Raw genomic sequence first — 15,289 nt, 5'->3', positions numbered from 1 at the left:
ATTCAACCTTGAAGAGCCTCCTGTTCTGGATGGTCCTGGTGGTCATCCTGGCGCTCATCTGGAACTTCTCGACCTTCCAGGGGGGCAGCACAGAGATCGCCTTCTCGGACTTCATGCAGAAAGTGAACAAGCAGGAGGTTCTGGAAGTCACCTTCATCGGCAACGAGATCACCGGCAAGCTGACGAGCCAGGCCACGGACGCCGCCGGCAGCCCCCGCACGTTCCGCACGACGTCGCCCACGTCCTACGAAGGGCTGGCCAATCAGCTCATGGAGAAGGGGGTCGCCGTCTCGGCCCGCCGCGAGACGGCGGGCGCGTGGACGACCATCCTCCTGTCGTGGGCGCCGATCCTGCTGATGATCGGCTTCTGGGTGTTCATCATGCGGCAGATGCAGAGCGGCGGGAACAAGGCCCTGTCGTTCGGCAAGAGCCGCGCGCGCCTGTCGTCGAGCACGCAGAAGAAGGTCACGTTCAAGGACGTCGCGGGCGCGGACGAAGCCAAGGAAGAGCTGCAGGAGATCATCGAGTTCCTGCGCGAGCCCCAGAAGTTCCAGAAGCTCGGCGGGCGCATCCCGAAGGGCGTGCTGCTCATGGGCCCTCCGGGCACCGGCAAGACGCTGCTCGCCCGCGCGGTCGCCGGTGAGGCGAACGTCCCGTTCTTCTCGATCAGCGGGTCCGACTTCGTCGAGATGTTCGTCGGCGTCGGCGCGTCGCGCGTGCGCGACCTGTTCGAGCAGGGCAAGAAGAACGCGCCGTGCATCGTGTTCATCGACGAGATCGACGCGGTCGGCCGGCACCGCGGCGCAGGCCTCGGCGGCGGCCACGACGAGCGCGAGCAGACGCTGAACCAGTTGCTCGTCGAGATGGACGGCTTCGAGTCCAACGAGGGCGTCATCCTCATCGCCGCGACCAACCGGCCCGACGTCCTCGACCCGGCGCTCCTGCGGCCCGGCCGCTTCGACCGCCGCATCGTCGTCAATCGTCCGGACGTGAAGGGGCGCGAGGGGATCCTCGCGGTGCACACGAAGAAGATCCCGCTGTCCGACGACGTCGACGTGAAGGTGCTCGCCCGGGGCACGTCAGGGTTCTGCGGCGCGGATCTGGCGAACCTGGTGAACGAGGCGGCGCTCAGCGCCGCACGCTTCAACCAGAAGGTCGTCCGGATGAGCGACTTCGAGTACGCGAAGGACAAGGTGATGATGGGATCCGAGCGCCGCTCGATGATCATCACCGACGACGAGAAGAAGGTCACCGCCGTGCACGAAGCCGGCCACGCCCTGCTCGCCGTGATGCTGCCGCACGCCGATCCGGTGCACAAGGTCACGATCATCCCGCGCGGGATGGCGCTCGGCGTGACGATGCAATTGCCGGTCGACGACAAGCACAACTACTCGCGCGACTACCTCATGGACCAGATCGCGATCCTGCTCGGCGGCCGCATCGCCGAGGAGATCACGAACGGCCGGCTCACGACCGGCGCCGGCAACGACCTCGAGCGCGTGACCGATCTCGCCCGCAAGATGGTCTGCGAGTGGGGCATGAGCGACCAGATGGGGCCGCTCACGTTCGGCAAGCGCGACGAGCAGATCTTCCTCGGCCGCGAGATCTCGCGGGCGCAGGACTACAGCGAGGGCACCGCCGTTTCGATCGACCAGGAAGTCAAGCGCATCGTGATCGGCAATTACGATCGCGCCCGGGCGGTCCTCGTCGAGCACAAGGCCGCCCTCTTGAAGATGGCCGACGAGCTGCTCGCCCGCGAAGTGCTCGACGGCGAGCAAATCGTGCGGCTGGCCAAGGGGCTGGAGCTCGAGACGCCGCCGCCCGCGCCTGCGGCGCCCGCGGCCGTGCCGGAAGAGCCTCGTCGCGAGCACGCGCCGGAGCGCCCGGCGATCGTGCCGTCGCTCAACAAGCCCGTCGGTCAGGAGTAGCCAACGCCGGACGGGTCGCGCGCCTGCGCACCCGTCCCCCCTTCGCGTGATCTCGCCTCGCGCCAGATTCTCCGTGCCGCTGCCGCGCGGCCGCGTGCTGCCGCTCGGCGATCGCACTGCGGTCATGGCCATCCTCAACGTCACGCCCGACTCGTTCGCGGACGGTGGCCGGTATGCCGATCCCGAGACGGCGATCGCGCAGGCCGCCCGCGCGATCGAGAGCGGCGCCGGCCTGATCGACATCGGCGGCGAGTCCACCCGCCCCGGCGCGCAGCCGGTGGCGGTCGACGAGGAGTGGGCGCGCGTCGGGCCCGTGATCGAGGGCGTGCGCCGGCGCGCCGATATCCCGATCTCGGTCGATACCTACAAGGCTGAAGTCGCCCGCCGGGCGATCGACTGCGGCGCCGACATCGTCAACGACATCAGCGCCCTCACGTACGACCCGGAACTCGCGGGCGTCGTGGCGCGCACGGGCGTGGCGCTGATCCTCATGCACACGCGCGGCCGTTCGAGCGACATGTACGCGCACGCCCGGTACGCGGACGTGGCCGCGGAGGTCACGGCCGAACTGCAGGCACGAGATGCCGCGGCCCGCGAGGCGGGGATTGCCGCGGATCGGCTCCTCGTCGATCCGGGTCTCGGGTTCGCCAAGCAGGCGCCGCATTCGCTGGCGGCGCTCGCGGGTCTGCCGCGATTGTCGAGCCTCGGCCGGCCGATCGTGTCGGGGCCGTCCCGCAAGTCTTTTCTGACGCACGCGCTCGGCCCGCGCAAGCCGGACGAGCGTGTCTGGGGCACGGCTGCGGCCGTGGCCGCCTCCGTGCTGCTCGGCGCGCACGTCGTCCGCGTCCATGACGTCGCCGAGATGGTGGAGGTCGTGAGAGTGGCCGACGACCTTCGGGCAGCCGCCGAGGGCCAGGCCGGATGACCGAGGCGTGGCCCGAGATCGTCCTCATCCGCCACGGTCAGACCGACTCGAACGCGGCTGGCGTGCTGCAGGGGCATCTGCCGACGACGCTCAACGCGGTCGGTCGCCATCAGGCAGCGAGGCTCGCGGATCGGCTGCGCACCTTCGTGCCGCCAATCGAGCACCTCATCTCGTCCGATCTCCGTCGCGCCCTCGAGACGGCGGCGCCGATCGCCGCGGCCCTGGGTCTCGTCGCGGAGCTGTCGGCCGCCTGGCGTGAGCGCGGATTCGGATCGCTCGAGGGCCAGACGCTCGGTGAGCTCGACATCTGGCGCGCGGCGGCGGGCGGCGGGGATCCGCCGGGCGGCGAGCGCCGAACGGAGTTCGAGCGGCGCGTCTCTGCCGCGCTCTCGGACGTCGCGGACGCGCACCGGGAGCGCCGGGCCGTGGCGGTCGTGACCCACGGTGGGCCGATCCGCTTGCTGCTCGATCTGATGGCGGCGGGGCGCGTGCCGCTGGCTGCCGGCGTCAGCCTGCCGGCCGTCGCCGGAATCGCGAACAGCTCGCTGCTCCGCGTGGTGCCCGAGCGGTCGGCCGGGCGCCTCGCATGGCGCGTCCTCGCCGTCAACGACGTCGCGCACCTCGAGGGGTTCGTCACGACCAGCGATCCCGGCTGACGCCCCGTCGTTTGATACGCTTTGAGGTCCATGCGTGAGCTGGCTGCCTTGCTCAACCCGCCTCAGGTCTCCGCATGGGACGTCGTCGACATCCTGATCGTCTCGTTCCTGATCTACGAGGCGCTCACGCTCATTCGCGGCACGCGCGCCACGCAGATGGCGATCGGCTCGGTCGTCGTGGTGCTGCTCTTCTATCTGTCGCAGGCCTTCCCGCTCAAGACCGTCGGGTGGCTGATTCGCAGCCTGCTGGCGTACGGCGCCTTCGCGGCGATCGTGCTGTTCCAATCGGACATCCGCCGCGCGCTGTCGAACCTCGGGCGCGCGCCGTTCTTCCGGTATCTCCGGCAGTCGGAGCACGTGACCGAGATGATCGAGGAGATCATCACGGCCACCGCCATGCTCGCCAAGGATCGCGTCGGCGCGATCATCGTCATCGAACGCGAGATCGGGCTGCGCAACTACGTCGAGAGCGGCATCCCGATCGACGCGGCCGTCAGCTACGATCTGCTGACGACGATCTTCCAGCCGACGACGCCGCTCCACGACGGCGCGGTGATCGTCTCGGAGGGCCGCATCGCGGCCGCCGCCTGCTTCCTGCCGTTGACCGTGAACCCCAAGCTCGACCGCGATCTCGGCACACGCCACCGCGCGGCCATCGGGCTCACGGAGGAATCCGATGCGATCGCCGTCGTCGTCTCGGAAGAGCGCGGGGAGGTGTCGCTGTCGCGCCACGGTCAGATCTCGCGCGGGTTGACCACGGACGACCTCCGTCATCGGCTGCAGCGGCTGATCCTGGCCGGCCGGCGGTCCGGCGACGAGGGGACCGGCCGGCGCGACGTGGACGCATAGATGGCCTGGCACCCCTTCCGGCATTTCGGGCTCAAGCTGCTCTCGCTCGCGCTGGGCGTGCTGCTCTGGCTGACAATCAGCGGCCATCAGATCACGCGCAGCCTGCGGGTGGACGTGTCGTTCAGCAACCTGCCCGGGCGATACGAGATGACGAGCGAATCGGATCAGGTGCGTGTCGTCGTCCGCGGCGACGATCGCGTCGTCGGCGCGCTCGCGCCGGGCGACCTGCGGCTCGTCGTGAATCTGAACAACGCTCACGAAGGCGACAACTTGTACTCGCTGAGCACCGAACAGGTGCTCGCGCCCGTGAACATCGAGGTGTTGATGGTGGATCCCGGCGCGATCACCGTGCGGCTGGAGCAGTCGGGCCGCCGCGAAGTCGAGATCCATCCGACCATCGACGGCTCGCCCGCGGCCGGGTTCGTCGTCGGCGAGCCGCGCGTGGAGCCGCCGACGCTCACGGTCGTGGGGCCGGAACGCCGGCTGGCGCACGGCGTCTCGGTCGTCACCGAACGCGTGTCGGTGCAGGGCCGGAGCGCGACCGTGAACGAAGTGGTGAGCGTCGTGGTGGTGGACGCGCAGGTTCGGCCGGTCGAGCCGCGCCGCGTCCGCGTGATCGTTCCGATCCTGCCGGCGAGGTCCCGATGACGCCCCGGCTGTTCGGCACCGACGGCGTACGTGGTGTGGCGGGGCGCTGGCCGCTCGATCCTCCGACGCTCGCGCGCCTCGGAGCAGCGCTGGTTCGGGCGCTGCCGAAAGGGCGGCCGCGCCACCTGGTGGTGGGCCGCGACACGCGTGAATCCGGCGAGTGGATCGAACGCGAGCTGGCGCGAGGCGCGGCGGCTGAAGGCGCGATCGTCTCGACCGCAGGCGTCGTCCCGACGCCGGCGGTGGCGTACGTCGCCGGTGCCTTCGATTTCGACCTGGGCCTCGTGATCTCGGCGTCGCACAACCCGCATCCCGACAACGGGGTCAAGGTCTTCTCTGGACGAGGCGAGAAGTTCGACGAGGCCGAGGAGCGCGCGGTCGAAGAGGTCATGGCGGACGAGAGCTGGGGAGTGCCGGGCCGTGACGGATCACCACAGCCGCGACCCGACCTCGTCGACGCCTACCTGCAGCACGTCGCGCGTCTGCTCCCCGACGCCGGATCGCTCGCCGGTTCGCGCATTGCGATCGACATGGCGAACGGCGCGACGACGAGAACGGCGGCGCGGCTGTTGGAAGCGATGGGGTTCGAGGTGGTGGCCCTGGGCGACCAGCCGGACGGGCGGAACATCAATCTCGACTGCGGGTCGACGCACCCGCAACGGATCGCCGACACGGTCGTGCGCGAACGCTGCCGCCTCGGCGTGGCGTTCGACGGCGACGGCGACCGCGCGATCTTCGTGGACGCGCACGGCCGTACCGTGGACGGCGACGCCGTGCTCCTGATGCTGGCGCTGGACTACCAGCGCGACGGCCGGCTCACCGGCGACACCGTGGTGGCGACGGTGATGAGCAATGCCGGCCTCGAGCTGGCGCTGCGGCAGCGCGGCATCCGCATGTTGCGGACCCCGGTGGGCGACAAGCACGTGATGGACGAGATGCGCCGGGGCGGGTTCGCGCTGGGCGGCGAGCAGTCCGGGCACATCGTGCTCGCCGAGCACCTGCCGACGGGCGATGGGCTGGCGACGACGCTGGCCGTGTTGCGGGTGATGGCGCGGACGGGCCGCGAGCTGACGGAGCTGGCCGGCGAGCTCGTGGTGCTTCCCCAGACCTTGAAGAACGTGCGCGTCAGCACGCGCACGCCGATCGACGACCTGCCGCTCGTGCAGGCCGAGATCGAGCGCGTGACGGCCGCGATCGCCGGCCGCGGCCGCGTGCTGGTCCGGTATTCCGGCACGGAGCCGCTGCTCCGCGTCATGATCGAAGGCGAGGACCAGGCCCGCGTCGAACGCTGGGCCGACGACATCGTCGACGCGGTGCGGAAGGCGCTGGGATAGCGGCTCGTTCGTCATGGTGAAGCTGTCGGTCAACGTCAACAAGGTCGCGACGCTGCGCAACTCGCGCGGTGGCGCGATCCCGAGCGTGCTCCAGGCCGTCGACGTGTGCCTGGCGGCCGGGGCGCCCGGCATCACGGTGCACCCGCGCGCCGACGAACGCCACATCCGGCCCGGCGACGTCGTCGCCATCGCCGAACGGCTCGCGGATCGGGTGAGAGCCGGGCAGCCCGCCGCGGAGTTCAACATCGAGGGCGATCCGCGTCCCGATCTGATCGCCCTCGTGCGGCGCGTGCGGGCCGATCAGTGCACGCTCGTACCCGTGACGCCCGGCGAGATCACGAGCCACGCCGGCTGGCCGCCGGACACGCGCGCCGACGATCTGCGCGGCATCGTTCGCGACCTCCGTCGTGACGGCATCCGCGTGAGCCTGTTCATCGATCCCATTCTCGAAGCGGTCGCATGGGCCGCACGCCTCGGCGCGGATCGGGTGGAGCTCTACACCGAACCGTTCGCGCGCGCCTACGCGTCGGGCGAGGCCGCGGGCCTCGCGAGCTTCGAGCAGTACCGTGCCGTCGCCGAGGCGGCGCATGCGGCCGGGCTCGGGATCAACGCCGGGCACGATCTCGACCTCGACAACCTCCGTCTGTTCCGCGAGCTGCCGTACCTCGACGAGGTCTCGATCGGGCACGCGCTGATCAGCCACGCGTTGTGGGTCGGCCTCGACCGTGCGGTGCGCGACTACTTGGACGGCTTGAGCCGCAAGCCTTGAGCCGTACGCCTCAGGCCCTAAGCCGTACGCCACTATGATGGACGTCTAGATGAAGCGAGACTCCCTGGCCTTCGCGGTCTCCGGCGTGCTCTTCGGCTTGCTCGTCGGCTGGATCCTTGGCAGTCAGCAGAGCGGCGCGCCGGTTCCGGCCGCGCCGGCTCCACAGGCCGCTGTTCCGGCGGGTGGTGCGGCGTCGGGAACGTCGCAGCCGCCGCCGTTCGATGCCGCCAGGGCGGCGGAGCTCGAGCGGCAGGCGAACGCGGATCCGAAGAACGCCGCCGTGCGCACCGAGCTGGGCAACCTGTACTTCGACGCCGAGCGGTACGATCGCGCCATCACCTGGTACGAAGCAGCGCTCCAGCTCGACGAGAAGAACGTGAACGTCAGCACCGACCTGGCCGTGGCGTACTACTACTCGAACCAGGCGGATCGCGCGCTCGCGCAGATCGACTACTCGCTCAAGCTCGATCCGCGGCACCTCAAGACGCTGCTCAACCAGGGCATCATCCGGGCGTTCGGCAAGTCCGATCTGGCGGGCGCGCAGCGATCGTGGGAGCAGGTCGTCGCCATCGCGCCGGCGAGCGAGGAGGGCCGCCGCGCGCAGCAGGGGCTCGACGGCCTGCGATCGGCGCACGCCGCCGACACCGCCGGAGGTTCGGGGCGATGATGATGGGCCTGCTCTGGGCCGTCCGGATCCTGATCATCCTGCTGATCGTCCGGATCGTGCTCCGCTGGTTCGCCGAGCGTCAGATCGCGGCGACGCGTCGGACTCGCGTGTCGGGCGGCGAGCGTAGCGGCGGTCAGCTCGTGCGCGACCCGCAGTGCGGCACGTTCGTGGCCGAGCGTCTGGCGGTGAAGGCCGGAGGCCACGCGTTCTGCTCGACGACGTGCCGCGACCAGTGGCTGGCGGCAGCCGACCGGACGGCGCGTTCGTCGTGATCTCGACGGGAGGGAATCGTGAGCGCTGACGAGCTCGAGTCACTGCGCGCCGACATCGTCGAGGTCGGCCGCCGGCTGTGGGAACGCGGGTTCGTCGCGTCGAACGACGGGAACATCAGCGTCCGTCTCGGGCCCGACCGCCTGTTGATGACGCCGTCGAGCGTGTCGAAAGGGTTCATGACGCGCGAGATGATGGTCGTGACCGATCTCGACGGCACGCTCGTGTCGGGCGCGCCCGGCCGCAAGCCGTCCTCCGAGATCCTGATGCACCTCGTCGTCTACCGGCAGCGCGCGGACGTCGGCGCCGTGGTGCACGCACATCCGCCGCTCTCGACGGGCTTTGCCGTCGCCGGTATCCCGCTGGATCGCGCGGTGCTGGCGGAGGTGGTCACGACGCTCGGCAGCATCCCGATTGCCGAGTACGGGACGCCGTCGACGACGGAGCTGGCCGATGCCGTGGCGCCCTACGTCAAGGCGCACGACGGCCTGCTGCTCGCCAACCACGGCGCGCTGGCGCTCGGCCGCGACCTGTTCGCCGCGTACTACAAGATGGAGACGATCGAGCACTTCGCGAAGATCAGCCTCGTCGCGCGGCAGCTCGGCCGCGAGCGCCTGCTCTCGCGCGAGGAGGTCCAGCGGCTGCAGGACCTTCGCGGGCGCTACGGCATCGCGGCACCGGCGCCGATCTGTCCCGCGCCTGCGCCAGACGCCCCTGCGCGCGATCTGGCCTGCCAGACGCTCGTCGCGCCGTCCGCCCCCGGTGCGCGGCTCGTCCCCTCGCGACCGGCAGCCGCCGGCGAAGCAGACGACAACCGCGAGATTCGGCTAACATACGCGCAACTGACGGCGCTCATCGACGAGGTCGTCGACGAGTTGATCAAGGCGTAGGTGCGTGTGGAGGCCGGCAATGGGTGAGGCACTGGGAATGGTCGAGACGAAAGGGCTGGTCGCGATGATCGAAGCGGCCGACGCCATGGTCAAGGCCGCGAAAGTCACATTGGTCGGCTGGGAGAAGATCGGGGCCGGGTACGTCACGGCGATCGTGCGCGGCGACGTCGCGGCGGTGAAGGCGGCCACCGACGCCGGAGCGGCGGCGGCTCGCCGCGTCGGCGAGCTCGTGTCCGTGCACGTGATCCCGCGCCCGCACGTCAACCTCGAGGACGTGCTGCCCATCGGCAAAGCCGCGAAGTAGCCGCTCGGCCCTCGCGTTCATGATTCTCGCGAAGGTGGTCGGGACGGTCGTGGCGACGCGCAAGGACGAACGCCTCGTCAGCAGCAAGCTGCTCCTGGCCAGACCGGTCGACCCGGCGGGCAACCTCGACGGCGCCTATCTCGTCGCGGTCGACACCGTCGACGCCGGCGTCGGCGAGACCGTGCTGATCGTCAGCGGAAGCTCGGCGAGGATGGCAGCCGGCCTCAAGGACTGTCCGGTCGACGCCGCCATCGTCGGCGTCATCGATCAGGTCCACCTGAAGGACTGACCCGTGCAAATTGCGCGCGTCGTCGGCGACGTCGTGTCCACCGTGAAGCAGCCCGCGCTCTCCGGCCACAAGCTGCTGGTGCTCCAGCCCGTGCGGCCCGACCGCACGCCGATCGGCCGCGCGCTCGTCGCGGTGGACGCGGCGGGCGCGGGCGCCGGCGAGCACGTCTTCTTCGTGCGGGGACGCGAGGCGTCCTACCCGTTCCTCCCGGCGGAGACGCCCGTGGACGCCTGCGTGATCGGGATCGTCGATCACTGGGACGTCGAGGCGAGCTGAGGAGGCCGCGTGCAGATTGGCCGCGTCATCGGCACGCTCGTCTCGACCCAGAAACACCGCGCGCTCGTCGGCGCGAAGTTGCTGCTCGTGCAGCCGCTCGCCGCCGATGACGCGCCGCGCGGCGCGCCGCTGCTCGCCATCGACTCGGTGGGTGCCGGCGTCAGCGAGAGAGTGCTGCTCGTCCTCGAAGGACGCGCGGCCGGGGAGGCGCTCCGGAAGAAGGCTGCGCCAGTCGACGCCGCGGTGATCGGTATCGTCGACCGGGTGGACCTCGCGCCCCCCGCGGCGGATTGATCGCGCAAGCTGGGCTCGACGTGTCCCCGCTTCGGGCGCGGCGACTCGAGCGGCTTTCGGTGCAGGTGGCGTGAATGAACGATCAGGAACTTCGCGCGCTCGTTCGCGACCTCGTCACGCGCCGGCTCGCCGAGCGCACGTCTCGTCCGCCCGACGTCCGCGAGCCTGCCGAAGCGGCTGTGCACGTGGGACCCGCGGATCGCGCGGGCCATCCCAGCCAGGACGTGTACATCACGCTCGTGAACACTGGCGACGCCTGCGTCATCGAACCGGGTGCATCCTGTAACCACTGCAACTACTGCCGAAGCCACGGGCACTGATCGGCCGATGGCGACGCGTCGCTTGGCGATGCGGTCGCTCCGGCACGCCCGGACGGCCCGAACCGCCGGTTCGATCCGCGAGCCACTGTTCGAATGACCCTTGTCGAATCGTCCACGCGTCCGAGCGCGAGTCCCGCCACCGTCCTGGCGGCCATTGGCCGCGCGATCCGCGGCATGGACGATCTGGCCGTCGAGAAGATCAGCGACGACAGTCGACGCGACCCCTTCCGGGTGCTCGTGGCGACGATGCTGTCGGCGCAGACGAGGGATGCAGTGACGCACGCCGCGTCGACGCGGCTCTTCGAGGTGGCGCGCACGCCGGCCGCCCTGGCGCAGTTGCCGGTGCCGGCGATTCGCCGCCTGATCTACCCGGTGAGCTTCTATCGCATCAAGGCGAGGCACGTCCGCGAGGCGAGCCGGCAGATCGTGGAGCGATTCGGCGGCCGCGTGCCGGAGCGGATGGAGGACTTGCTGACGCTGCCCGGCGTGGGCCGCAAAACCGCGAACCTCGTGCTGATCCTGGCGCACGCCAGCCGGGACAACATCTGCGTCGACACCCACGTCCATCGGCTCGCGAACCGCCTCGGATGGGTGCGGACGCGTACCCCCGACGAGACAGAGCGCGCGTTGTATCGGGTCGTGCCGCGCCGGCTGTGGGCCGACGTCAACCTGCGTCTGGTCACGTGGGGCCAGAACGTCTGCCGCCCCGTGTACCCCCGCTGCGGCGCGTGTGTCGTGCGCCGCGATTGTCCTAGAATCGGCGTCACACGGGAGGGACGATGATCATGCGGAAATCTCTGACGTTCGCGATCGGAGTACTCGTGTTGGTGGCCACCGTCGCGCACGCCCAGGCCGGGCGCGGCGCTGCCGCCGGTCCGGTGCTGGTGCTCGACACCGTGAAAGGCCCCATCGAGATCCAGTTGTTCGCCAGCGACGCGCCGAAGAGCGTCGAGCACATCGTCGGGCTCGTGAAGCGCAGCTTCTATCGGAGCCAGCGGTTCCATCGCGTCGAGCCGACGCTCGTCCAGTTCGGCGATCCGCAGTCGCGCGACATGACGAAGCAGGGATCGTGGGGTACCGGATCGAGCTACAACCCGATCGGCGTCGCGGAGCTGTCGAAGCGCACGCACGTGCGCGGCACGGTGGGGCTCGCCAACAGCGGCAATCCGAAGACGGCCGACAGCCAGCTCTACATCATGAAGGCCCCCAGCCCCTCGCTGAACGGCAAGCACGTCATCGTCGGCCAGGTGATCAAGGGCATGGACGTCGTCGACAAGCTCCAGTACGCCGACATGATCAAGCTCGTGGCGATCAAAGAGGCAGGCCAGAAGTAGCGACGATTCCGGCGAGCTCGGGATACCGCTCGACGATCTGCCGGGGGTACTCGCCCGTGACGAGCTGGCCGAGCTGGGATTTCAGGACGGCGGCGTTCGCGACCGCCTTTGCCGAGAAGTGGTTGTTCAGGTACATCAACACCCGACGACCACCCGTGGCGGCTCGCCGCGCGGCGTCGGCGAACGGCCGAAGCTCGTCCGGGCGATACAGGTAGTCGTACCGGTCGTCCGCCTGCTCGTGCGTCCACCAGGCTGCCGCGTTGCGCCCGTGCAGCCGCACGTAGACGAGCGAGGATCCGTGCTGCTCCCAGGCGAGCGACTGCTCGATCGAGCCGGCGAACTTGGGCTCGTCGATCTGGACCCAGGCCGCACCGTGCGCCGCGAGCCTGGCCGCGGTGTCGGCACCGCGATCGCTCCACGAGCGATGGCGCAGCTCGACGGCCAGCGGATAGGCGCTGAACGCATCCGCGAGCCAGCCGACGTAGTCGAGCGACTCGGTGCCGCATTGGAAGCTCGGCGGGAACTGGACGAGGAGCGCCAGGAGCCGGCCGGCGGCGGCGAGCGGGTCGATCGCGATCCGGAATTCATCCACGTCGCCGGGCGTGACGTGCCAGTCCGAGGCGCCGCCGCGCGCGGCGTAGAGCTCCGGGTGCGTGAACTTCTGGTTGAGCTTGACGGAGAAGCCGAACGACGGCGGCGTACGCTGCCGCCACTGTTCGACGTGCGCCGCGGGGGGCACGCGATAGAACGTCGAGTTCACCTCGACGGTATCGAAGTGCTCGGCGTAGTAGGCCAGCTCGTCGAACCCGCGCGTCCGCTTCGCCGGGTAGAACACCCCGTTCCACGTGCCGCGGCCCTGAGGGTAGTTCCACCCGGAGGTCCCGACGCGCACCGGCATCACCGCGCGATCGTACGACACCGCCCGAGGCGCTGGCGCCGGGGCCGTAGAATTGGACGGAGTGCTGACCGTCCACGAGATCTACCAGTCGATTCAGGGCGAATCGACCCACACGGGCCGGCCGTGCGTGTTCGTGCGGCTCACGGCGTGTGACCTGCGCTGCGCCTGGTGCGACACGCCGTATGCCTTCACCGGCGGGCGCAAGATGTCGATCGACGACGTGCTGGCCGCGGTGGCGGCGTACGGCTGCCGGCTCGTGGAAGTCACGGGAGGCGAACCGCTGCTCCAGCCCGATGCGCCGGCGCTCCTGTCGCGTCTCGTCGCCGAGGGCTACGAGGTGCTGCTCGAGACGGGCGGCCATCGGCCGATCGACGAGGTTCCGGACGCCGTCGTCGCGATCCTCGACGTGAAGTGTCCGGGCAGCGGCGAAGCCGCACGGATGCACTGGGCGAATCTCGACCAGTTGTCTCGCCATGACGAGGTGAAGTTCGTGATCGCCGACCGGACGGACTTCGAGTACGCCGCGGACGTCTTGCGGCGCCATGATCTGGCCGCGCGTGTCGCGGCCGTGCACTTCTCGCCGGTGCACGGCGTGCTGGCGCCGGACCTGCTCGCGCGGTGGATGCTCGACGCCCGCGTGCCGGCGCGGCTCCAGCTCCAGGCGCACAAGTACATCTGGAGTCCCGAGACGCGAGGCGTGTGATGGCCGGTTCAGCCGTAGTGCTCCTCTCCGGCGGCCTGGATTCGACGACGGCGGCCGCGTTGGCCAGGCGTGAGGGCTGGACGCTGTACGCGCTCACGGTCCGGTACGGGCAGACCCACGCGCAGGAGATCGAGGCGGCGCGTCGGGTCGCGGGAGCGCTCGGGTGTGCGAAGCACGTCGAGCTCGACGTGAACCTCGCCGCGTTCGGCGGATCCGCCCTGCTGGGCACGAGCGAGGTGCCCAAGGATCGCTCTCTCGACGCCACCGACATCCCGTCCACCTACGTGCCGGCGAGAAACACCGTCCTCCTGTCGCTCGCGATGGCATGGGCCGAAGTGCTGTCGGCCGAGCGGATCGTGATCGGCGTCAACGCCCTGGACTACTCGGGCTATCCGGACTGCCGCCCGGAGTTCATCGCGGCGTTCGAGTATCTGGCGAGCCTCGCGACCCGGGCTGGCGTGAGCGGTCGCCCGCTGCGAGTGTGGGCGCCGCTGCAGCACTTGACCAAAGCGGGCATCATCCGCCTTGGGCAGGAGCTGGGCGTGGACTACAGTGTGACCCATAGCTGCTACGACCCGCGTCCCGACGGCACGCCTTGCGGCCGGTGCGACAGTTGTCAGCTTAGGGCGCGGGGGTTCGCGGACGCCGGCATCCCGGATCCGCTGATCGTGAACGGGGTGCAGTCCGGAGCCGGGCGATGACGACTCGTCTCTACTACGGCGAGCAGACGCTTCGATCGTTCGACGCGATCGTGCGGGAGTGCGAGCGCGCCGCGGATGGCCGCATGCTCGCGCGCCTCGACCAGTCGGCGTTCTATCCGGCGTCCGGAGGCCAGCCGTTCGACATGGGGCGGCTGGGCGACGCGGCGGTGCTGGAGGTCGGCGAGACGGACGACGGCGACGTCGTGCACGTCGTCGATCGGTTGCTCAAGCCCGGACGCACCGTGCGCGGGGAGATCGACTGGCCGCGGCGCCTCGACCACATGCAGCAGCACACGGGCCAGCACGTGCTGTCGGCGGCATTCGACCGGCTCGCTGGCGTGCGCACGGTCAGCTTCCACATGGGCACGATGGTTTCGACGATCGATCTGGCGCGCGACGTCACCGTCGAGGAGTGCGCCCGCGCCGAGATGGAAGCGAACGCGGTGATCTGGGACGACCGGCCCGTGACGGTGCGGTTCGCGACGGCCGAGGAGGCCGCGAGGCTGCCGCTGCGCAAGGAGCCGGTGCGCACCGGCCTGCTGAGGCTCGTGGAGGTCGAGGATTTCGACCTGTCGGCGTGCGGCGGGACGCACGTCGCGCGAACCGGCATGGTGGGGCAGATTGCGATCGCGCAGACAGAACGGTTCAAGGGTGCCACGCGCGTGACGTTCATCTGCGGCATCCGGGCGCTCGCATCGCATCGGCGATCGCGCGACGTCGTCGGCGCCGCCACGCGCACCCTCTCGGTGCCGGTCGAGGAGATCGGCACGGCGATCGAGCGCATGCACGCGGAGCTCAGGGAGGCGACGCGGGCGCTGCGGAGCGCGCACGAGGAGCTGGCGGCGTTCCGCGCGGCCGAGCTGCGGCGATCCGCCGAGATCATCGGCGCGTGTCGTGTCGTCCTGAGGAGCGAGCCGGGCCTGGAAGGCGCGGCGCTGAAAGGTCTGGCCTCCGCTGTCGTATCAGAATCGGGAACCATTGCCGCGCTCGCCGGCCGCGGCACGCCGACGCCGGTCGTGGTGGCGTCGAGCGCGGGGACGGCGCTCGACGCGGCGGCGTTGCTGAAGGACGTCTTGAGCCGATCGGGCGGCCGGGGCGGAGGCACGCCGGCGATGGCGCAGGGCGCCATCGCCGTGGCGCCCGACGTGTTCTTGAACGAAATCGCGCACCGGCTGCGCGCGGCGCTGACGTCGCCGGGGCCCACAGGATCAATCGAGTAGAATCGGATTTCTCC

General features: G+C 70.1%; 21 protein-coding genes. 20 read left to right on the top strand and 1 reads right to left on the bottom strand.

Annotated features, from left to right (window positions below):
* Positions 1-29: 29 nt before the first annotated feature.
* The 17 genes from ftsH to IT184_18705 all read left to right on the top strand — a co-directional run bounded on the left by ftsH (position 30) and on the right by IT184_18705 (position 11,753).
* A complete protein-coding gene (ftsH, locus tag IT184_18785) occupies positions 30-1,928 on the top strand; it encodes an ATP-dependent zinc metalloprotease FtsH (protein ID MCC7010866.1) in 1,899 nt (632 codons plus the stop codon).
* Between the two features lie 124 nt (positions 1,929-2,052).
* Entirely contained in the window at positions 2,053-2,853 is an 801-nt protein-coding gene (gene folP / locus IT184_18780; protein MCC7010865.1) for a dihydropteroate synthase, read from the top strand.
* Positions 2,850-3,509 (top strand): histidine phosphatase family protein, encoded by a 660-nt coding sequence (locus IT184_18775; GenBank protein ID MCC7010864.1) that lies wholly within the window; start codon positions 2,850-2,852, stop codon positions 3,507-3,509. Before folP ends, IT184_18775 begins: the two co-directional genes overlap by 4 nt.
* A gap of 30 nt (positions 3,510-3,539) precedes the next feature.
* The gene (locus tag IT184_18770; GenBank protein MCC7010863.1) at positions 3,540-4,358 is read left to right on the top strand and encodes a TIGR00159 family protein; all 819 of its coding nucleotides are present in this window, start codon (positions 3,540-3,542) and stop codon (positions 4,356-4,358) included.
* Positions 4,359-5,006, top strand: coding sequence for a hypothetical protein (locus IT184_18765; protein ID MCC7010862.1), 648 nt, complete (start codon positions 4,359-4,361; stop codon positions 5,004-5,006).
* Positions 5,003-6,340 carry a phosphoglucosamine mutase gene (gene glmM / locus IT184_18760; GenBank protein MCC7010861.1) on the top strand — a complete coding sequence of 446 codons (1,338 nt, stop codon included), beginning with the start codon at positions 5,003-5,005 and terminating at the stop codon, positions 6,338-6,340. The genes IT184_18765 and glmM overlap by 4 nt, the downstream gene beginning before the upstream one ends.
* Before the next feature lie 13 nt (positions 6,341-6,353).
* On the top strand, positions 6,354-7,109 hold the full coding sequence (locus IT184_18755; protein ID MCC7010860.1) for a pyridoxine 5'-phosphate synthase: 756 nt from the start codon (positions 6,354-6,356) through the stop codon (positions 7,107-7,109).
* Between the two features lie 49 nt (positions 7,110-7,158).
* Positions 7,159-7,776 (top strand): tetratricopeptide repeat protein, encoded by a 618-nt coding sequence (locus tag IT184_18750; protein ID MCC7010859.1) that lies wholly within the window; start codon positions 7,159-7,161, stop codon positions 7,774-7,776.
* The gene (locus IT184_18745; GenBank protein ID MCC7010858.1) at positions 7,773-8,048 is read left to right on the top strand and encodes a hypothetical protein; all 276 of its coding nucleotides are present in this window, start codon (positions 7,773-7,775) and stop codon (positions 8,046-8,048) included. Before IT184_18750 ends, IT184_18745 begins: the two co-directional genes overlap by 4 nt.
* 15 nt (positions 8,049-8,063) lie before the next feature.
* Complete coding sequence (locus tag IT184_18740) at positions 8,064-8,936, top strand: class II aldolase/adducin family protein (GenBank protein MCC7010857.1); 873 nt, start codon at positions 8,064-8,066, stop codon at positions 8,934-8,936.
* A 19-nt stretch (positions 8,937-8,955) separates the two neighbouring features.
* Positions 8,956-9,240 (top strand): ethanolamine utilization microcompartment protein EutM, encoded by a 285-nt coding sequence (gene eutM, locus IT184_18735; GenBank protein MCC7010856.1) that lies wholly within the window; start codon positions 8,956-8,958, stop codon positions 9,238-9,240.
* Between the two features lie 19 nt (positions 9,241-9,259).
* Positions 9,260-9,529, top strand: coding sequence for a EutN/CcmL family microcompartment protein (locus IT184_18730; protein ID MCC7010855.1), 270 nt, complete (start codon positions 9,260-9,262; stop codon positions 9,527-9,529).
* 3 nt (positions 9,530-9,532) lie between these two features.
* The gene (locus IT184_18725) at positions 9,533-9,805 is read left to right on the top strand and encodes a EutN/CcmL family microcompartment protein (GenBank protein MCC7010854.1); all 273 of its coding nucleotides are present in this window, start codon (positions 9,533-9,535) and stop codon (positions 9,803-9,805) included.
* Positions 9,806-9,814: 9 nt separating this feature from the next.
* Positions 9,815-10,099: a EutN/CcmL family microcompartment protein gene (locus IT184_18720; protein MCC7010853.1), complete on the top strand. Its 285-nt coding sequence runs from the start codon at positions 9,815-9,817 to the stop codon at positions 10,097-10,099.
* Between the two features lie 74 nt (positions 10,100-10,173).
* Positions 10,174-10,419, top strand: a complete 246-nt coding sequence (locus IT184_18715) for a hypothetical protein (protein ID MCC7010852.1) — start codon at positions 10,174-10,176, stop codon at positions 10,417-10,419.
* A 93-nt stretch (positions 10,420-10,512) separates the two neighbouring features.
* Positions 10,513-11,202: an endonuclease III gene (locus IT184_18710; protein MCC7010851.1), complete on the top strand. Its 690-nt coding sequence runs from the start codon at positions 10,513-10,515 to the stop codon at positions 11,200-11,202.
* A gap of 2 nt (positions 11,203-11,204) precedes the next feature.
* Positions 11,205-11,753 (top strand): peptidylprolyl isomerase, encoded by a 549-nt coding sequence (locus IT184_18705; protein ID MCC7010850.1) that lies wholly within the window; start codon positions 11,205-11,207, stop codon positions 11,751-11,753.
* Here the strand turns inward: IT184_18705 and IT184_18700 are convergent.
* A complete protein-coding gene (locus tag IT184_18700; protein ID MCC7010849.1) occupies positions 11,731-12,651 on the bottom strand; it encodes a DUF72 domain-containing protein in 921 nt (306 codons plus the stop codon). The genes IT184_18705 and IT184_18700 overlap by 23 nt on opposite strands.
* 61 nt (positions 12,652-12,712) lie before the next feature.
* Between IT184_18700 and IT184_18695 the strand changes: the two genes are divergently transcribed.
* From IT184_18695 to IT184_18685, 3 genes are read left to right on the top strand one after another with little or no spacing between them, the layout of a single operon-like run.
* Complete coding sequence (locus tag IT184_18695) at positions 12,713-13,354, top strand: radical SAM protein (protein MCC7010848.1); 642 nt, start codon at positions 12,713-12,715, stop codon at positions 13,352-13,354.
* Positions 13,354-14,055, top strand: coding sequence for a 7-cyano-7-deazaguanine synthase QueC (queC, locus tag IT184_18690; GenBank protein ID MCC7010847.1), 702 nt, complete (start codon positions 13,354-13,356; stop codon positions 14,053-14,055). The genes IT184_18695 and queC overlap by 1 nt, the downstream gene beginning before the upstream one ends.
* Positions 14,052-15,275 carry an alanyl-tRNA editing protein gene (locus tag IT184_18685; GenBank protein ID MCC7010846.1) on the top strand — a complete coding sequence of 408 codons (1,224 nt, stop codon included), beginning with the start codon at positions 14,052-14,054 and terminating at the stop codon, positions 15,273-15,275. Before queC ends, IT184_18685 begins: the two co-directional genes overlap by 4 nt.
* Positions 15,276-15,289: the final 14 nt, after the last annotated feature.

It is taken from the genome of Acidobacteriota bacterium, from assembly GCA_020853395.1.
Classification (GTDB): domain Bacteria; phylum Acidobacteriota; class Vicinamibacteria; order Vicinamibacterales; family SCN-69-37; genus JADYYY01.
The sequence above is the reverse complement of the archived record's forward strand: the minus strand, read 5'-3'. Positions and strand labels throughout refer to the sequence as shown.